The following is a 16,484-nucleotide window of genomic DNA, read 5'->3' on the forward strand; positions in this document are numbered from 1 at the left end:
CTCATGAAGGTGCTTATCACTGGTGGTGCGGGTTTTATCGGTTCGACTGTGGCCTCGTGCTGCGCGGACGCAGGTATCACCCCGGTCATCCTGGACGACTACTCAACGGGCCTGCGAGTCTTCGCGGAGCGCTTCGACCACTACGAGGGCGACATCGCCGACGTGGAGTTGGTCAACCGCATCGTCGATGAGCACCCCGACATCGACGCGGTGGTGCACTGCGCGGCCAAGATCGTGGTCCCGGAGTCCGTAGAAAAGCCGCTGGAGTACTACGACACCAACGTGGGCAAGGCCATAACGCTGCTCGAGACGCTCTCCGCCCGCGGTATCCGCACATTCCTGCTGAGCTCGACGGCGGCGATGTACGAGCCGGACCCCGACTTCATGGTGGACGAGGACAGCGTGCTCAACCCGGGGAGCCCGTACGCGGCGTCGAAGTGGATGCTCGAGCGGGTGCTTGCCGACGCCGTCGCGGCCGGCCGAATCCGCGCCATCGCACTGCGCTACTTCAACCCGATCGGTGCCGACCCGCAGATGCGCTCGGGCCTGCAGAACCCGGCCCCGAGCCACGCCCTAGGCAAGATGATCACCGCCCACCGCGCCGGCGAGACGTTCACCGTCACCGGCACTGACTGGCCCACGCGCGACGGCTCCGGATTACGTGATTACATCCACGTCTGGGACCTCGCCCGCGCCCACGTGGCAGCGCTCCAGGCCGATCTTGCTGACTACGAAGTCATCAACCTCGGAACCGGCACTGGCACCACCGTTTTTGAACTGACGGAGGCGGTCAGTGAGGCAACGGGGACGCCGCTCGACGTCGCGGGAGCACCGCGCCGCGACGGGGACGTCGCGGGCTCGGCGGCGCGCATCGATAAGGCGCGCAAGGTGCTCGGGTGGGAACCCGAGTTCAGTATCGCCGAGGGTGTCCGCCACGCCCTCGACTGGGCACAGCGCCTGCCCGCAGTTCTCGAGCGGGAGAACGAGCTCAAGGCCGGGGCGTAATGGCCGCGTCCGGGCCGCGCAATAAGGCGGGCAAGCCCGCTAGCGAGGACCCGATCCTCATTGCGCTTGGGGAGGAGGTGGCGCGCACGCGCCGCGAGGCCGGGCGCCTCCAACAGGAAGTCGCCGAGGCAGCTGGCGTGTCGCGCTCGACGCTGCACACCATCGAACACGGCGGCGCCGGTGTGCGCTGGGAAAAGGTCGTCGCCGTTGCCACCGCGCTCGGGTTGACCGTCTCATTCACTAGCCGCGGCTAGCGCCGGTTAGCTCGCAGGGTCGTCCCCACTGCGGCGCCTGCGCCGCTCCTCTTCTTCCTTCGCGCGGCGCTCCGCCTCTTCGCGGGCTCGGCGCTCCTTGAAGCGCTGCTTCTCAATGTTCCACAGGAAGTCTTCGTCGTCATCCGGGCCCTTGATCGCGGGCGGATCGGCGGCGGCGTTCTTCGACTGGTTGAGGCGTTTGGAGCTCCCCGGGCCGAATGCGCGCCACATCAAGTAGACAGCCAGGATTACCAACGCGAGCAGCAGAATTCTTCCCATGAAACCCAACATACTGTTTAGGGCCCGCCACGTTGCGTGAGTAGGGTGGACAACTGTGAATCAGCAGCAAACCCCCAGCCCATCTGCCCCAGATGTTGACCCGGGCGTGCGTGCCCGCGCGAACAAGGCCGTCGCACTCTACGGCCTTTACCGCTTGCTCCTGTTTATTGCGCTGACGGTGGTGATCCAGGCTCTTGCGATCCTCATTGGGGCCCCGGTTCCGCTGATCATGTCCGCGCTCCTCGCGCTTCTCGTCGCGTTCCCCCTGTCGATGTTCCTGTTTACCCGCCAGCGGCTCGAAGCTAACGCTGCGATCGCGCAGTGGAAAGAGCAGCGAGACGCCCGCAAGGCCTGGATCCAGGGCGAGCTCGCCGAGCGCTAAAAGGTCACCAGGTCGGAGAATCCCCACGCCAGGACCATGGCGGTCACCAGCGACCATGCCAGCATTGCCCGGCCGTTGATGCCCAACACGGGGATGAGGTCGGCCCCGGCGGCGCCGCGCAGCACCTTGAGGATCGAGGCGACAGCCAGCGGCAGTGCCGCGAGTCCGAACAGCGCGGGCAGGTAGATAACTCCCAGAATCAGCGACACCGCGAACGGGGTGAGCGTGAGCGCCGTAAAGAGGCGGCGTGCGCGGGTGTCGCCCAGCCTGACAGCCAGGGTGCGCTTGCCCGCTTGGGTGTCCGTCGGGATGTCGCGGATGTTGTTGGCCAGGTTCACTGATGCCGAGATGGCGCCGATGGCGATGGCGCACAGGAGGCCGACGGTGGTGGCGTAGCCGGACTGGGTGAACTCGGTGCCCAGCACGGCAACCAGCCCGAAAAAGACGAAAACCGCGACCTCGCCGAGCCCGGAGTAACCGTAAGGATTCTTCCCGCCGGTGTAGAACCAGGCCGCGGCGATACACAGCGCGCCGACGAGCACGAGCCACCACGCGCCCGCGATGACGGACAGGATGATTCCGAACAGGGCTGCCACGGCAAAGGCAATGAACGCAGCCGCCTTGACGTGCTCAGGCGCGGCCAGGCGCGAGGCGGTCAGGCGGGTCGGGCCGGTGCGCTCGTCGTCCGTGCCACGGATCCCGTCGGAATAGTCGTTGGCGAAGTTGACGCCGACAATCAGCGCCCACGCGACAACCAAAGCCAGGAAGGCGCGGCCGAGGTGCGCCCCGCCGTAGAACGCCGCGGCTCCTGTACCAGCGAAAACAGGGGCGATCGCGTTGGGCCAGGTGTGGGGGCGGGAGGCCTGGAACCAGTCGCGCAACGTTGCGGGGGAAGCGTCGGTCATGCGCACTATCATGCCCGCAAATACCCACCCGGGCGAGTTGCCCCGCTAAAGTTGTCCGGCATGTGGGTCGACTACGCAGCGCGCCAGGTGCTGGGTTCTGTGGGGGCGTTTGTCCGTGCCCCCCGCCTTCGGGTTGCCGCGCGCCAGTCTCAGAACTTCTTTCCCGCCACGGGTGAGACGGTGATTTCTTTAACGACCCATGGAAAAAGGATCACCTCCGCCGTGGTGGCGATCTCCTCGCTGCTCGTGGGCACGCAACGGGTTCCGGTGCACCTCTGGCTGGACGTGGCGGACTACGACTCCGCCTGGCCGAAGGGCCTAAACGCGCTGGTGGAGCGCGGTCTGCAGGTGCATTGTTCGGACGGTGCGTACGGCCCGCACACGAAGTACTACGGCACGTTCCAGCGCTTCGCGGGAACCGGCACGCGCGTGGTCACCGTCGACGACGACATGATCTACCCGCGCTGGTTTTTGGAGAAGCTGCTCAACTCTGCGCAGGCGGATCCCGGGTGCGTCGTGGCTTACCGCGCACACGAGATCACGATGGTTCGCGGCCGCATCGCCCCGTACCGGCAGTGGAAGACCGTGCGCGACACCGAACCCTCCCACCGCCACTTCGCCACGGGGGTTTCGGGCGTGGCGTACCCGGCGTCGATGGTGGATTACGTCGCCGCGGAGGGCACGTCGTTTCTCGAGCACGCCCCCCAAGCTGACGACGTCTGGCTCAACGCCTGTGCGCTTCGCTCAGGCCACCCGGTGCGCCAGGTGTTCCCGCACCCGCGCGAGTTCTCGCTCGTGCCGGGCTCCCAGTCCGTGGCATTGGTGCGCGCCAACCTACGCGGCGGCAACGACCTCCAGATTGCGAACACGTACACCGCTGCCGACGAGCGCGCACTCAACGCCAGCGTCCACGCCTGACGGGGCCATCAACCGCGCCTGGGGTAAAGCTAGAGGAAAAGATCGCGCACGGCGGGGCGATTGACCTTCCCCGGGCCGAGCAGAGGCAGGGACGCAAGCGGCTTGATCTCTTTGGGCACCTGCCACCGCGGCAGGTCGTCGAGAGCGCTGAGGATATCGGTGATGCTCGCCGGACCCGTGTAGGCGGCGCAGATGCGCTCGCCGAAGCGCTCGTCCGGAACGCCGACGACGGTGGCAGCGTCAACCCCTTCGACACCGAGGATGGTTGACTCCAGCACCTCCGGGTGCAGCTTGAGACCGCCGGAGATGATGACGTTGTCGAGTCGGCCGCGGATGTCCAGGGTGTCGCCGTCAAGCGCGCCCGCATCGGAGGTGGCGAACCATCCGGTGTCGGCAAATGCCTCGTGGTCGGGGGCGTTGCGGTAGCCGCGCGCGATCATCGGCCCGCCGATGTGGATGCGTCCGCCGCGGATCTCAATCTTCGCGCCGGGGACGGGTCGGCCGTCGTACACGCAGCCGCTGGCAGTTTCAGAGCAACCGTAGGACGTCACCACGTTGATGCGCAGTTTTGCCGCGGAGTCCAGCAAACGGGGGCTGGGTGCTGCGCCACCGACGAGGATGGCGGTGTAGGCGCGCAGCGCTTCGATCCCGTCGAGGGTGGAGATAGCCTTGGTTAGCTGCAGCGGGCTCATTGAGGTGTAGCAGCGCTCCCCACTAGCCGCGAGACGATGGGTTTTTGCCACGAACTCGGCGACATCGAAGCCGTGGGTCAAATCAACGAACTCCGGCTCCACGCCCGCGACCATGCTGCGCACCAGAACTTGGATGCCCGCAATGTACGCGGCGGACATGGCCATCATCCACTGGCCCGCGCCGCCGAGCTGTTGGTGGGTGGCGTCCGCGCTAGAGATCAGGTTTGCCGCGGTGAGCTCGGCGCCCTTCGGTATGCCCGTGGACCCAGAGGTGGAAACCACCAGTGCTACTTCGGAGTCGATAGGCTCACCGACGCCCTGGGTGGTACGCAGCAGCGCAGCCCGGGTGGGGTCGTTCGCAGGCACCGGCAGCAGCGAGCGCGCCCCGGTCAGCGCTTCTTCGAGATCAGGCATGATCGCCAGGGGATTCGCTGGGTCTACCGGCAGGATTTCGAGGATGTTCGTTGACACAGTGTTCAAGGGTAGTTCACAGGGGCAGTCGCAACGGCGTGCACGGGCCGGAAGGTTCACGAAGCCGGGCTTGTGTATCCCTTACTATCTTGTTTATCTTCTACTGTTCCGCTGGCAAAAACATCCACCACGGCATGTTCTCTCAGGTACTCGCGCATATACGGCAGTTCGAAGTCGACCAAACCGTATCCCGCGCTTGCAATAATTTCTGCGTCAATCAGTCGGCGGCGATAGTTGCCCGCGTACTGGGGATTCACCCCGAGCCTCTGGGCGATATTCGCCATTGCTGAGGGGCCGTCATCGACAGCCATTGCGGCCAAAAAAGTCCGGTCAACATCCGACAGGTCCGCCAATGCTGGTTCGTGAACGAGCTGGCCAAGCTTCCGCGTAGCAACGGCGCTTCCACCTTCGACCGATTCCACGGTGATGGTAGTGCCAACCCTCCGCTTGAAGCACTGCTGCCCGATGAGCTGAATCATGAAGGGGTATCCGCTACATGCTGCGACAGCTGAATCAAGCGCCTTCGGTTCCCACGAGACACCGGCGGACTCTGCAGGTTTGGACAATGCGGTGCGCACATCTCCATCCCCAATGAGTCCAAGATCGATTCTGTTTGCTCGGCGCAGGAAGGTTACGGGGTTTTCCCCTTCAGCACTAGCGAGCAGCGGCCGGACAGACTGGGGGATGCCGGCCATAGCGACGGCGATGTTGCGGTTTTCTCTCACCAAGTGCTGAACGGTGGTGCCGAACTCGATGACCTCCTCACGCCGGTGGTAGTGAAGTTCATCGAGCGTAATGAGGATACCGGTGGGGTCTTGACCCAAGTGGTTGTCCACTTCCTCCTGCCATGAGAGGAAGTCAGTCAACGCTGAGCGGAGGGTCACAGATGGTTGGTGCTGTACCTCCTCAGTGAATTGCACTCCGCCAATGGCTGGAACGCTCAGCCCGGTGAGCTTCCGCTTGTGGGTGCGTAGCGCATCTGAAGTGAGTCGAAAAAGCGAATCAATGATGCGCTGCGAAAATCCGACCGTCGCGGTCTCTGAGATAACCCACCACGCCCGGGACCTAGCCTCGTCCTCGAACGCGTTGAGGAGGACGGTCTTGCCGACACCACGAAGTCCCGTGATGAGGGAGATGCGCTCATGGGTGCCCGGGCCGTCGTCAAGCGCAGCGGCGAAATCCTCGATTTCAGCCGTGCGCCCGGCGAGGTACGGGGGAGTGGATCCAAGGGTGGCCCGAAACGGGTTGCTGGTGGGACGCATGACTCGCAGTCTACCGGGCTTATGTATCCCTTACTATCTTGTTTATCTTGTTTATCTTCTGGCCCGGGCCCCTGGTTCGTCCTTAGTAGTAGTAGGGGAACTCGTCCCACTTAGGATCGCGCTTCTCCAGGAAGGAGTCGCGGCCCTCGACGGCCTCGTCGGTCATGTACGCCAGGCGGGTGGCCTCGCCGGCGAAAACCTGCTGGCCCATGAGTCCGTCATCGGTGAGGTTGAAGGCGAACTTCAGCATGCGCTGAGCAGTGGGGGACTTGCCGTTGATCTCACGGGCGACCTGGATGGCCTCCTGTTCGAGCTCGCCGTGGTCGGCGACGATGTTGACCGCCCCCATGCGCTGCATGTCCTCGGCCGAGTACGTACGCCCGAGGAAGAAGATCTCGCGGGCGAATTTCTGGCCGACCATTTTGGCCAGGTACGCGGAGCCGTAGCCGGCGTCGAAGGATCCGACGTCGGCGTCGGTCTGCTTGAAGCGCGCCTCCTGCCGCGAGGCAATGGTCAGGTCGCACACCACGTGCAGGGAGTGCCCGCCGCCGGCAGCCCAGCCGTTGACCACCGCGATGACCACCTTGGGCATGGTGCGGATCAGGCGCTGCACCTCGAGGATGTGCAGGCGCCCGCCCTCGGCCTTGACGCGGGCCTCGTCGACATCGCCTGAGTCGGTGGCGTACTGGTAGCCGGAGCGGCCGCGGATGCGCTGGTCACCGCCGGAGCAGAACGCCCAACCGCCGTCCTTTTCGCTCGGCCCGTTGCCGGTGAGCAGGATGGTGCCCACGGTGGGGTCGCGGCGGGCGTCGTCAAGCGCGCGGTAAAGCTCGTCGACGGTGTGGGGGCGAAACGCGTTGCGCACCTCGGGGCGGTTAAAGGCGATGCGCGCGATACCGTTGGCGCGGCCGCCGCCATTGTGGCGGTGGTACGTGATGTCGGTGAAGTCAAGGCCGTCGACGACGTCCCACTGGGACGGGTCAAAGGGCTGCTCGGTGGAGTAACTCATGCAGCTCATCCTACGTGTCGCCAATTTCACAACACATATGTAAGAAAAAGGCATCTTAGGTATTGCTTACCTCAATCGCCGAGGCATAGGATTTCGGCATGCGCTTGTCCAGTATCCCTTGCCCCACGGTTTTGTCGCTGCTCGACATCCCTGTTGGTGCGCACGCCGTGATCAGCAACAATACGGCAGACCTCATCGTCGCCCGCCGCCTGCGAGAGCTCGGTCTGCGCCCCGGTGCGCACGTGACCGTCGTGCAGAAGACCTCCGGCGGAGGCCGCGTGGTGCGCGTGGGCAACACCCGCTACGCCCTGGGCAAGCCGGCGCTGCGCTCCATCGAAGTTGACGCGGCCTGATGGGCGACAACACCTTTGCTGCCGCGCCCTCGTGCCGCTGCGAGGATCCCGGCCTTGTCGCCGCCCCGCCGCACTCTCCGGTTATCGCGCTGATCGGCGCGCCGAACGCCGGTAAATCCACGCTTTTTAACGCGCTGACCGGCGCGCGGGTGAAGATGGGCAACTGGCCTGGCACCTCCGTCGAGGTCGCTCGCGGCCTGTGGCGCGCCGGGCGCGACTACTCGGTGATCGATTTCCCCGGCGCGTACTCCTTCGATCCGGTCAGCCCCGACGAGGCGCTCACGCGCGAGCTTGTGCTCGAGAGGCCCGTCGATCAGCGCCCGGACCTCATCATCGTTGCGGTCGACGCATCCAACATCGCGCGCGGGCTCTACCTCGCGGCGCAGGCCGCGGAGCACCCGTACCGTGTGGTGGTCGCGCTCACCAAGTCCGACGTGGCCACCAGCCAGGGCCTCGAGCTCGACGCGGAAGCACTTGCGTCCGAGCTCGGCATCCCCGTGGTTGAGGTCGATCCGCGCCGACGCCACCTCGGCACCCTCGCACGGGTGGTGGACGAGGAGCTGGGCCGCGAGCCGCGCACCCTGCGCCCAGTGACCGAGACCGATCAGTTCGCGCTTGCCGACGCCCGCTTCGCATGGGTGGACAGCGCCGTGACTGCCGCAACGCTTCGCGACGAACCCCGCACCACCCTCACCGAGAAAGTCGACCGCGTGGTGCTGCACCCCGTCGCGGGCCCCGCCGTCTTCCTCGCCGCCATGTGGTGCGTCTTCCAGATCACCACCACGGTTGCTGCACCCCTGCAAGACGGGCTGGATGCGTTCTTCGCCGGCCCGGTCTCCGCGGCGGCGGAGCGCGTCCTTCCCGACATCTCCTGGCTGCGCGGGCTGATCGTCGACGGACTCATCGGCGGCGTCGGCATGGTCTTGACCTTCGTTCCGCTCATGGCGCTGATGTTTCTGTGCCTGGCGGTGCTGGAGGACTCCGGCTACATGGCGCGCGCAGCAGTTGTGGCCGACCGCGTCATGCGCGCGATCGGACTGCCGGGCAAGGCGTTCATCCCGCTCATCGTGGGGTTCGGTTGCAACGTGCCGGCGATCTCGGCCACGCGCGTCCTCGGCGATCCGCGCCAGCGCCTCATGACGGCGCTGCTGGTGCCGTTTACCTCCTGCACCGCGCGCCTGACGGTCTACGTCATGCTCGCGGCGACGTTCTTCCCGCAGCACGCGGGCTCGGTGGTGTTCACCATGTACGTGGTGTCAATCCTGCTGGTGGTCCTCGCTGGGTTGATCATGCGCAACACCCTGTGGCGCTCGATGGGCTCGGATCCACTGGTCATCGACCTGCCCGCCTACCAGTGGCCGGTGCCGCGCATCGCGCTGTCCGTCATGTGGATCCGCCTGCGCGGGTTCCTTCAGACCGCGGGCAAAATCATCGTTGCCACCGTCATCGTGGTGTGGGCGCTGCAGTCCACCCCCGCGCCGGGCATCGCTGACACCGGCACGAGCTTCGGCGAGGTCGCCCCCGAGGATTCGGTCTTCGGCGCCGTCTCCGGCGCGGTGGCCCCGGTCTTCGAGCCAGCAGGCTTCGGCACGTGGTCGCTGACCGGGCCGCTTGTCACCGGTTTCGTGGCTAAGGAAGCTGTGATCTCAAGCTGGGCGCAGACGTACTCGCTGCACGATCCCTCCGCGGAATCCCCGGAGGAGCAGGGTAAGTCCGCGCTGGCGGAATCCATCCGCGCCGACTTCGATCGCGCATCCGGCGGCAACGCGATTGCTGCGGTGTGGGCGTTCATGGTCTTCCTACTGTCGTACACGCCGTGTGTGGCCACCCTTGCGGCGCAGCGCCGCGAGATCGGCATGAAGTGGACGCTGTTCGGCGTTGCCCTGCAGCTCAGCGTGGCCTGGGTACTAGCCGTCGCCACGTTCCAGGTGCTCAAGGTGGTGCTGTAGATGGGTCCCATGTCCGCCGTCATGAATGAGATCCGCGCCGGTGCCGCAGGCCGCGGAGTCATCGCGCAGCGCACTGGTCTGAATCGCTCAACTGTCGACGCCGTCATCGAACGCCTCGAGGCGATGGGCCAGCTGCGCCGCGAAGGGCTCAACGCCTCATGCGCCGCTGGGGGCTGCGGCGCCTGCCCCTCCAACGGGGTGTGCTCGATCCAGCAGGGGCCGGTGGCGCTGGTGCTCGGCACGCAGCCGGGGCTCCGACGGTCTCGCAACTAGCCTTGAGGCATGATCCCAGCCCTCGACGACATTCTCGACCGCGCCCACGTAGTCGCGCTTCCCATGGCGGTGACGTTTCGCGGCATCACCACGCGCGAGGCGTTGCTCATCCACGGCCCTGCAGGCTGGGGTGAGTTCTCACCCTTCGTCGAGTACGGCACCGAAGAGTCCGCTACCTGGCTCGCCGCGGGGATTGAGGCAGCTTTCGTCGGCCTGCCCGAGGCACACGGCTGGGTGGACGTCAACGGGACGGTTCCCGCAGTACCCGCAGCTCAGATCCCTGAGGTGCTCGAGCGCTACCCGGGGGTGGGCACCTTCAAGATCAAGGTGGCGGAGAAGGGGCAGACGCTTGACGACGACATCGCCCGCGTCACCGCCGTCCGCCACGCGCGCCCGGACGCCACCCTGCGTGTGGACGCCAACCGGGGCTGGACTGTCGAACAGGCCGTGGCCGCCGCAAACGCTCTGGGGGAGCTGGAGTACATCGAGCAGCCCTGCGCCACCGTCGAAGAACTCGCGCAGGTGCGGCGGTGCACCACCACGCCGATCGCGGCGGATGAATCCATCCGGCGCGCTGCCGACCCGTACCGCGTGGTGGAGGCTGACGCGGCGGATGTGGGCGTCGTCAAGCCTGCCCCTCTGGGCGGGGTGCGCGCGCTGGTGGCGATGGGGGAGAAGCTCGGCCTGTCGCTCACGGTGGCCAGCGCCCTCGACACTGCGGTGGGCATCGACGCTGGGCTGGTCGCGGCGAAGCTGACGGGGTCACGGGCGGCGGGGCTGGCTACCCAACGGCTCTTCATCGAGGACGTGGCCACCCCGCGTGAGTTGCGTGAAGGGTGCCTCGAAATCACACGCACGATTCCGGACCCCGAGCGACTCCACGGCCTGCGTGCCTCGGAGCAGTGCCGCCAGTGGTGGTTCGAGCGAGTGCGCGCGTGCTACCCCTACCTCCAGCGAGATGGGGCTGCTGCGAGCACGGAACAGGGCTAGGGTCGTTTTGTGGTGTGGGTGCGGTCACATAAAATAAGATGCTTAGCCCCCCCTGACCGTTTTGAGTAAGGAATCATCGTGTCAACCCCCGTGACTCACCCATCAGGTCGCCTCTCTGAGGGCGACCTTGCCACAGCCCCGGAACCGAAGGAGTGGCGCCGCCAAGCAATCGGCATCGTCGCCGGCATCCTCCTGGCTCTGCTCGTCTACTTCATCTTCCCCGCAGGGGCCGGTGACACCGTAGCCAACTCCTCCGGCGCGAAGCCGGATACGATCTACGACGCCGATACGATGCGCATCGTCGCAGCGGCCACCGTCCTCATGGCGGTGTGGTGGATGACCGAGGCGATCCCGCTCGCGGCCACCGCGCTCATCCCCATCGCGCTCTTCCCGCTGGCGGCAGTCGCGCCGTTTAGCGCCGTGGCCGGCCCGTACGCGTCCTCCACCATCTTCTTGTTCATGGGTGGATTCCTCATGGCACTTGGTCTGCAGCGGTGGAACCTGCACCGTCGCCTCGCGCTCATGGTGGTCAGCCTCGTGGGAACCAGCCCGAAGCGCATCATCCTCGGTTTCATGATCGCCACCGGATTTATGTCCATGTGGGTGTCGAACACCGCGACCGCAGTGGTCATGCTCCCGATCGGTGTGTCGGTGCTCAAGCTCACCGCCGACACCGTCGGCGGTATGGAGAAGCAGAAGAAGTTCGCCACCGCGCTCATGCTTGCCATCGCCTACGCCGCCTCGATCGGTTCGCTCGGCACCTTGATCGGAACCCCGCCGAACGCCCTGCTCGCCGGCTACATGCGTGAGGCCCACGGCATCACCATCGGCTTCGGCGAGTGGATGCTCGTGGGCATGCCCGTCGCCGTGCTGTTCACCTTCATCGCGTGGCTCGTGCTGGTCACCGTGTTCCCGCCCGAGGTCGACGAGATCCCGGGTGGACGCGAGCTCATTCGCGATGAGATCCGCCAGCTCGGCCCCTGGACCTTCCCACAGATCGCGGTGGGCACCATCTTCCTACTCGCGGCCTTGTCGTGGATCTTTATTCCGCTCGGTCACGACTACTTCGGCTGGACCTTCCCCTACGACGACGCCGTCGTGGGCATCATCGCCGGCCTTTTGATGTTCCTCCTGCCCGCGCGCAAGGACGGCACCCGCATCCTCGACTGGAAGACGGCCAACGAGCTGCCGTGGGACGTGCTCCTGCTCTTCGGTGGTGGCCTGTCCCTGTCCGCGATGTTCACCCAGACCGGCCTGTCCCTGTGGATCGGTGAGGCTGCCAAGGGTCTGTCGGCCCTGCCGACCTTCCTGCTCATCATGGCCGTAGCCGCACTGGTGCTGGGCTTGACCGAGCTGACCTCCAACACGGCGACCGCCGCGACCTTCCTGCCGATCATGGGCGGTGTCGCCGTCGGCATCGGCCTGACCGAGGCCACCGAGATGAACGTGATGCTGCTGGCCATCCCCGTCGCACTGTCCGCAACCTGCGCCTTCATGCTCCCGGTGGCAACCCCGCCGAACGCGATTGCGTACTCCTCCGGATACGTCACCATGGGCGAGATGCTCAAGGGTGGCTTCTGGCTCAACCTCATCGCCCTCGTGCTCATCACGCTGGCGACCTACTTCATCGCAGTGCCCGTCTTCGGACTCGTGCTCTAGGCGCTCACGCGGCTCCCGAACCCAACACTCGAGCCCTCAGCCCCCCTCGGTGCCAACGCATCGGCAGCGGGCTGAGGGCTCGCGGGGTTTCCGGGCGGCGGCGCGCTACCCTGTCTGCATGAGCTCCAACAATGACGACACCCGCCAGTTCGGGTTCGAGCCCGGCTCCGGTGCGCAGCCGCCGCGCCGAGAGCGCCCCCGGCAGTACTTCCCGGATCCGACCCACCAGCAGCGGCCGCAGTACACCCAGGCGCAGGGGGCGTGGGAGCAGCCCGCCAGCGGCACCGGCTACGCGCAGGGCTACGACCAGAACTACGGCCAGAACTACGCCCCGAGCTACAGGGAACCCTCCCGGGGGTCGTCCAGCGGGGCGGCGATGGCGCTCGGCATCATCGCGGCACTTGCCACCATTGCCGCCGTGGTGTTCATGTTCCTTTGGCGCGGTGCGGCCAACGAGGCCAACCGCACGCCCGAGACAGTCACCGTGACTCAGACGCAGCAGCAGACCATCACAGAGACGACGACGCAGCGTCGTCTGGGCAACCCCTTCGACCGCGGCAACGATGGCGAGGTGCCGGCACCGGTGCTGCCCAGCGAGCTTCCCACCGCCGTTCCGACTGAGCTGCCGCCGGTCGACGGTGAAATCGGCGACTTTGTCGACGGGATCCTGGGCGATCTGCTCCAGGGCGGACAGTGAGGGTGGCCATGACAGATTCTTCCTTCGATATCGCAACAGCAATCGCGGATGTGCTCGCGCGAAACGTCACCGACGTCGTGCTGTGTCCGGGCTCGCGCAACTCCCCGCTGGCGTACGCGCTCCTGGCGCGCGAGGACCTGCGCGTGCACGTGCGCATCGACGAACGCTCCGCAGCGTTTACCGCCCTCGGCCTGGCGCGGGTGCAGCGCCGCCACGTCGCGGTGGTGATGACCTCTGGAACCGCGGTGGCCAACACGATGCCGGCCATGGTGGAGGCGCACATGTCGCACACCCCTATCGCCGTAGTCAGTGCCGACCGGCCCTCCCGAATGCTCGGCACCGGGGCGTCGCAGACCATCTGGCAGCAGGGACTTTTCGGTCGTTACTGCACCACACAGCACGTGGAGAGCATTGCAGACGTGGATGCCTTAAGCTTCGCCGCGGACCAGGTCCACATCAACGTCGCGCTCGACACTCCGCTCGTGCCTGATGAACTGCCCCGCAGAGCGGGCCAGGCGGGACGGGCACCTGTCGGGCCGGGACGCCTCGACACCGCGCCGGCGTGGGTCGACCACGGCAGCGTCGACGTCGACCTGGAGCGCGACACCCTCGTCATCGCCGGTGACGAAGCCTGGGACGTGCCCGGGCTGGAGTACGTGCCCACGATCGCCGAGCCGACCGCTCCCACCCCGTTCCACCAGGTGCACCCCCTGGCCGCGCGTTTCTTCGTACAGAGCGAGGTGGCCATCAGCCACGACGGCGGGGATTTCTCCGCCTCCACCAAGCCGGAGCAGATCATCGTGGTGGGGCACCCCACCCTGCACCGCGAGGTGATGTCGCTGCTGGCGGATCCGGACATCGAGGTCATCGGCCTCAGCCGCACCGAGACCTTCACCGGTCACCCCACGCGCACCGGATCGCGGGTCAACGCCACCGGCCAGCCGCGCGATTCGTGGCTGAAGATCTGCGAGGCCGCCGGCGAGGTCGGCGCCCAAACGGTGCGCGACGCGCTCGCTGACGCCGCGTTCGGTTTCACCGGGCTCCACGTCGCGGCCGCGGTGGCGGACACGCTTGGGGTGGGCGACACTCTCGTGCTGGGGGCGTCGAACCCGGTGCGCGACGCGAGCTACGCCGGCCTGCCTTTCGACGGGGTGGCCACCTACAGCGCCCGCGGCGCGGCAGGAATCGACGGCACCGTCTCGCAGGCGGTCGGCGTCGCGCTCGCGGTGCAGGCGCTGCACCCGGACGAGATTCGCGCACCCCGCACCGTGGCGTTGCTCGGGGACCTGACGTTCCTGCACGACATCAACGGCCTGCTCATCGGCCCTGGCGAGCGTCGCCCGGGCAACCTCACGATCGTCGTGGCCAACGATGACGGCGGCGGTATCTTCGAAACCCTCGAGGTCGGGGCCGACAGCGTGCGCGGGGACTTTGAGCGGGCGTTTGGCACGCCGCATGGGGTGGACGTCGAAAAGCTTGCGGGTGCCCACGACGTGGCCTACCACCGCGCGGAGACGCTGACCGAGTTGCAGGAGCTGCTCGTCGAGACCACCGCGAACCCCGAGCCCGTCACCGTCATCGAGGCCCGCACCACCCGCGCCACCCGGCGCGAGCTGGCGCAGCGGCTGAAGAAGTAGCGCGACTGTGGTGTCGAAGCGCCGCGTCGTGCAGGCGATCATGTTCCTCTACGTCTGCGCCATGCTGGGGGCGGTGGCGATGGTGGCGGGCCCTGCGATCAATGACGCCCGCATCATGTCCGACCCGGGGCGCGGCCTTGCCACGGTCACGGACGTGAGCCCGGTTCGCACCTCGGTCGACTACCAGGATGAGACGGGTTTGTACCACTCGCCGCGCTACGGGCTGCTCTATCCCACAGGCCTGGCGGTGGGCCAGCGCGTGTGGGTGACCTACGCGAAGTCCGACCCCGACCTGGTGAAGGTGGAGGGGCGCGGCTGGGCCCTCGCGATCGTGCCGGCGCTGTCCGTCGCAGCCGTGTCCACCGTGGTTGCCGGAGCTGCCTTGTTCGCTGTGAGCCGCTCCCGGCCGGCTCGCGATCGCGGTGGCAAAGTTGCTGTAGCGTAAAAGAGAATTCACCCAGATTTTCCGTTCCATGCATTCCTCATTTGAGCTGGTGTGAGAGGTTACGAACATGCGTGTCGCCATCGTTGCCGAATCCTTCCTCCCCAACGTCAACGGAGTAACGAACTCGGTACTCCGTGTACTGGAGCACCTCCATGCCGAGGGCCACGAGGCCATCGTGGTCGCCCCCGGCGCCCGGGACTTCCAGGAGGAGATCCCGGAGTATCTCGGTTTCGAGATCGTCCGCGTGCCCACGGTGATGGTTCCGCTGATTGATTCGCTGCCCATCGGTGTGCCCACCGGCGTGGTGATCAGCGCGTTGGCGGACTTCAACCCCGACGTCGTCCACTTGGCCAGCCCCTTTGTGCTTGGGGGAGCGGGCGCGTTCGCGGCGCTGCAGATGGGTGTGCCCGCGGTCGCGCTCTACCAGACAGACGTGGCGGGTTTCGCCACCCAGTACCAGCTCTCCGTGTTGTCCCACATGGCGTGGGAGTGGGCCCGCACTATCCACAACCATTGCGAACTGACCCTCGCCCCGTCGTCGGAGACGATCCGCGAGCTTGAGTCGCACGGCATTCACAACGTCCACCACTGGGGCCGCGGCGTCGACACCGAGCTGTTCGACCCGGCCAAGCGCTCGGAGATGCTGCGCTGCCAGTGGGACCCGACCGGCCGGAAGAAGATCGTCGGCTTCGTCGGACGCCTCGCCGCGGAAAAGGGCGTGCACCGTCTCGCAGTACTCGCCTCTGACCCGAACATTCAGCTGGTCATCGTCGGCGACGGCCCGGAGCGCCCGGTACTCCAGGAACTCATGCCCATCGCCGTGTTCACCGGCGCGCTCGGCGGCACCCAGCTCGCCCGCGCCTACGCCAGCCTGGACCTGTTTGTCCACACCGGCGAGTTCGAAACCTTCTGCCAGGCCATCCAGGAGGCCCAGGCCAGCGGGGTGCCCACCATCGGGCCGCGAGCCGGAGGCCCGATTGACCTCATCCAAGAGGGCTACAACGGGCTGCTTCTCGACGTCGACAGGTTCACGCAGCAACTTCCCGACGCCGTGGGCTACCTGCTTGACGACGTCCGCCATGACGAGCTGTGCCGCAACGCCCGAGAATCCGTCGCGGACAAAACCTGGCCCGCCCTGTGCGCACAGCTGCTCGACTACTACGACGTGGCGATCCGCAACTACGACCGCGGCTCGGTAACCATCCTCGGCCGCCGCTTCGCGGTGCCCGCCTGGGTGCAGAAAACCGCCGGGCGTGCCCGGGGAGCGCTGCCACGCGCGTCGCGCAGCGCCTGAGCAGGCCAGT

The 16,484-nt window shown here is 66.5% G+C and carries 18 protein-coding genes; 13 read left to right on the forward strand and 5 right to left on the reverse strand.

Features of this window, described 5'->3' with window-relative positions:
* The first annotated feature begins 3 nt into the window (after positions 1 to 3).
* Both galE and VVR41_RS02255 read left to right on the forward strand, forming a co-directional pair.
* Positions 4 to 1,005 (forward strand): UDP-glucose 4-epimerase GalE, encoded by a 1,002-nt coding sequence (gene galE, locus VVR41_RS02250; protein WP_368523433.1) that lies wholly within the window; start codon positions 4 to 6, stop codon positions 1,003 to 1,005.
* Positions 1,005 to 1,259 (forward strand): helix-turn-helix transcriptional regulator, encoded by a 255-nt coding sequence (locus VVR41_RS02255; RefSeq protein ID WP_321101145.1) that lies wholly within the window; start codon positions 1,005 to 1,007, stop codon positions 1,257 to 1,259. The genes galE and VVR41_RS02255 overlap by 1 nt, the downstream gene beginning before the upstream one ends.
* A gap of 6 nt (positions 1,260 to 1,265) precedes the next feature.
* On the opposite strand, the gene VVR41_RS02260 is transcribed toward VVR41_RS02255, so the two are convergent.
* Positions 1,266 to 1,538 (reverse strand): hypothetical protein, encoded by a 273-nt coding sequence (locus VVR41_RS02260; protein ID WP_321101137.1) that lies wholly within the window; start codon positions 1,536 to 1,538, stop codon positions 1,266 to 1,268.
* Between the two features lie 55 nt (positions 1,539 to 1,593).
* On the opposite strand from VVR41_RS02260, the gene VVR41_RS02265 reads away from it, so the two are divergent.
* Positions 1,594 to 1,920: a DUF4229 domain-containing protein gene (locus VVR41_RS02265; RefSeq protein WP_321101138.1), complete on the forward strand. Its 327-nt coding sequence runs from the start codon at positions 1,594 to 1,596 to the stop codon at positions 1,918 to 1,920.
* Here VVR41_RS02265 and VVR41_RS02270 read toward each other — a convergent pair.
* A complete protein-coding gene (locus VVR41_RS02270; RefSeq protein WP_368523434.1) occupies positions 1,917 to 2,825 on the reverse strand; it encodes a 1,4-dihydroxy-2-naphthoate polyprenyltransferase in 909 nt (302 codons plus the stop codon). The two genes, VVR41_RS02265 and VVR41_RS02270, sit on opposite strands and share 4 nt — an antisense overlap.
* Positions 2,826 to 2,885: 60 nt before the next feature.
* Here VVR41_RS02270 and VVR41_RS02275 point away from each other — a divergent pair, with 60 nt between their 5' ends.
* A complete protein-coding gene (locus VVR41_RS02275) occupies positions 2,886 to 3,743 on the forward strand; it encodes a glycosyltransferase (RefSeq protein ID WP_368523435.1) in 858 nt (285 codons plus the stop codon).
* A 29-nt stretch (positions 3,744 to 3,772) separates the two neighbouring features.
* Here the strand turns inward: VVR41_RS02275 and menE are convergent, their stop codons facing one another.
* The 3 genes from menE to VVR41_RS02290 all read right to left on the reverse strand — a co-directional run bounded on the left by menE (position 3,773) and on the right by VVR41_RS02290 (position 7,177).
* Positions 3,773 to 4,849, reverse strand: a complete 1,077-nt coding sequence (gene menE / locus VVR41_RS02280) for an o-succinylbenzoate--CoA ligase (RefSeq protein WP_409338261.1) — start codon at positions 4,847 to 4,849, stop codon at positions 3,773 to 3,775.
* A 113-nt stretch (positions 4,850 to 4,962) separates the two neighbouring features.
* On the reverse strand, positions 4,963 to 6,168 hold the full coding sequence (locus VVR41_RS02285; protein ID WP_368523437.1) for an ATP-binding protein: 1,206 nt from the start codon (positions 6,166 to 6,168) through the stop codon (positions 4,963 to 4,965).
* A gap of 82 nt (positions 6,169 to 6,250) precedes the next feature.
* A complete protein-coding gene (locus tag VVR41_RS02290; protein WP_368523438.1) occupies positions 6,251 to 7,177 on the reverse strand; it encodes a 1,4-dihydroxy-2-naphthoyl-CoA synthase in 927 nt (308 codons plus the stop codon).
* A gap of 98 nt (positions 7,178 to 7,275) precedes the next feature.
* Between VVR41_RS02290 and VVR41_RS02295 the strand changes: the two genes are divergently transcribed.
* The 9 genes from VVR41_RS02295 to VVR41_RS02335 all read left to right on the forward strand — a co-directional run bounded on the left by VVR41_RS02295 (position 7,276) and on the right by VVR41_RS02335 (position 16,474).
* Positions 7,276 to 7,530, forward strand: coding sequence for a ferrous iron transport protein A (locus VVR41_RS02295; RefSeq protein ID WP_368523439.1), 255 nt, complete (start codon positions 7,276 to 7,278; stop codon positions 7,528 to 7,530).
* Positions 7,530 to 9,479: a ferrous iron transport protein B gene (gene feoB, locus VVR41_RS02300; protein WP_368523440.1), complete on the forward strand. Its 1,950-nt coding sequence runs from the start codon at positions 7,530 to 7,532 to the stop codon at positions 9,477 to 9,479. The genes VVR41_RS02295 and feoB overlap by 1 nt, the downstream gene beginning before the upstream one ends.
* Positions 9,480 to 9,752 carry a FeoC-like transcriptional regulator gene (locus VVR41_RS02305; RefSeq protein WP_368523441.1) on the forward strand — a complete coding sequence of 91 codons (273 nt, stop codon included), beginning with the start codon at positions 9,480 to 9,482 and terminating at the stop codon, positions 9,750 to 9,752.
* Between the two features lie 9 nt (positions 9,753 to 9,761).
* On the forward strand, positions 9,762 to 10,742 hold the full coding sequence (locus VVR41_RS02310; protein WP_368523442.1) for an o-succinylbenzoate synthase: 981 nt from the start codon (positions 9,762 to 9,764) through the stop codon (positions 10,740 to 10,742).
* A gap of 78 nt (positions 10,743 to 10,820) precedes the next feature.
* Positions 10,821 to 12,401: an SLC13 family permease gene (locus tag VVR41_RS02315; protein WP_409338260.1), complete on the forward strand. Its 1,581-nt coding sequence runs from the start codon at positions 10,821 to 10,823 to the stop codon at positions 12,399 to 12,401.
* Positions 12,402 to 12,519: 118 nt separating this feature from the next.
* Entirely contained in the window at positions 12,520 to 13,098 is a 579-nt protein-coding gene (locus tag VVR41_RS02320) for a hypothetical protein (RefSeq protein ID WP_368523443.1), read from the forward strand.
* 8 nt (positions 13,099 to 13,106) lie between these two features.
* Positions 13,107 to 14,735, forward strand: a complete 1,629-nt coding sequence (gene menD / locus VVR41_RS02325) for a 2-succinyl-5-enolpyruvyl-6-hydroxy-3-cyclohexene-1-carboxylic-acid synthase (protein WP_368523444.1) — start codon at positions 13,107 to 13,109, stop codon at positions 14,733 to 14,735.
* Between the two features lie 40 nt (positions 14,736 to 14,775).
* The gene (locus VVR41_RS02330) at positions 14,776 to 15,180 is read left to right on the forward strand and encodes a DUF3592 domain-containing protein (protein WP_368523512.1); all 405 of its coding nucleotides are present in this window, start codon (positions 14,776 to 14,778) and stop codon (positions 15,178 to 15,180) included.
* A gap of 67 nt (positions 15,181 to 15,247) precedes the next feature.
* On the forward strand, positions 15,248 to 16,474 hold the full coding sequence (locus VVR41_RS02335) for a glycosyltransferase family 4 protein (protein ID WP_368523445.1): 1,227 nt from the start codon (positions 15,248 to 15,250) through the stop codon (positions 16,472 to 16,474).
* Positions 16,475 to 16,484 lie beyond the last annotated feature (10 nt).

It is taken from the genome of Corynebacterium sp. LK2510 (genome assembly GCF_040946405.1).
Taxonomy (GTDB): domain Bacteria; phylum Actinomycetota; class Actinomycetes; order Mycobacteriales; family Mycobacteriaceae; genus Corynebacterium.

Excerpts from the sequence above, each read along its gene's own strand:
- galE (WP_368523433.1), top strand. The coding sequence starts at position 4 with ATGAAGGTGCTTATCACTGGTGGTGCGGGTTTTATCGGTTCGACTGTG.
- VVR41_RS02255 (WP_321101145.1), top strand. The coding sequence starts at position 1,005 with ATGGCCGCGTCCGGGCCGCGCAATAAGGCGGGCAAGCCCGCTAGCGAG.
- VVR41_RS02260 (WP_321101137.1), bottom strand. The coding sequence starts at position 1,538 with ATGGGAAGAATTCTGCTGCTCGCGTTGGTAATCCTGGCTGTCTACTTG.
- VVR41_RS02270 (WP_368523434.1), bottom strand. The coding sequence starts at position 2,825 with ATGACCGACGCTTCCCCCGCAACGTTGCGCGACTGGTTCCAGGCCTCC.
- VVR41_RS02275 (WP_368523435.1), top strand. The coding sequence starts at position 2,886 with ATGTGGGTCGACTACGCAGCGCGCCAGGTGCTGGGTTCTGTGGGGGCG.
- menE (WP_409338261.1), bottom strand. The coding sequence starts at position 4,849 with ATGCCTGATCTCGAAGAAGCGCTGACCGGGGCGCGCTCGCTGCTGCCG.
- VVR41_RS02285 (WP_368523437.1), bottom strand. The coding sequence starts at position 6,168 with ATGCGTCCCACCAGCAACCCGTTTCGGGCCACCCTTGGATCCACTCCC.
- VVR41_RS02290 (WP_368523438.1), bottom strand. The coding sequence starts at position 7,177 with ATGAGTTACTCCACCGAGCAGCCCTTTGACCCGTCCCAGTGGGACGTC.
- VVR41_RS02295 (WP_368523439.1), top strand. The coding sequence starts at position 7,276 with ATGCGCTTGTCCAGTATCCCTTGCCCCACGGTTTTGTCGCTGCTCGAC.
- feoB (WP_368523440.1), top strand. The coding sequence starts at position 7,530 with ATGGGCGACAACACCTTTGCTGCCGCGCCCTCGTGCCGCTGCGAGGAT.
- VVR41_RS02305 (WP_368523441.1), top strand. The coding sequence starts at position 9,480 with ATGGGTCCCATGTCCGCCGTCATGAATGAGATCCGCGCCGGTGCCGCA.
- VVR41_RS02310 (WP_368523442.1), top strand. The coding sequence starts at position 9,762 with ATGATCCCAGCCCTCGACGACATTCTCGACCGCGCCCACGTAGTCGCG.
- VVR41_RS02320 (WP_368523443.1), top strand. The coding sequence starts at position 12,520 with ATGAGCTCCAACAATGACGACACCCGCCAGTTCGGGTTCGAGCCCGGC.
- menD (WP_368523444.1), top strand. The coding sequence starts at position 13,107 with ATGACAGATTCTTCCTTCGATATCGCAACAGCAATCGCGGATGTGCTC.
- VVR41_RS02330 (WP_368523512.1), top strand. The coding sequence starts at position 14,776 with ATGTTCCTCTACGTCTGCGCCATGCTGGGGGCGGTGGCGATGGTGGCG.
- VVR41_RS02335 (WP_368523445.1), top strand. The coding sequence starts at position 15,248 with ATGCGTGTCGCCATCGTTGCCGAATCCTTCCTCCCCAACGTCAACGGA.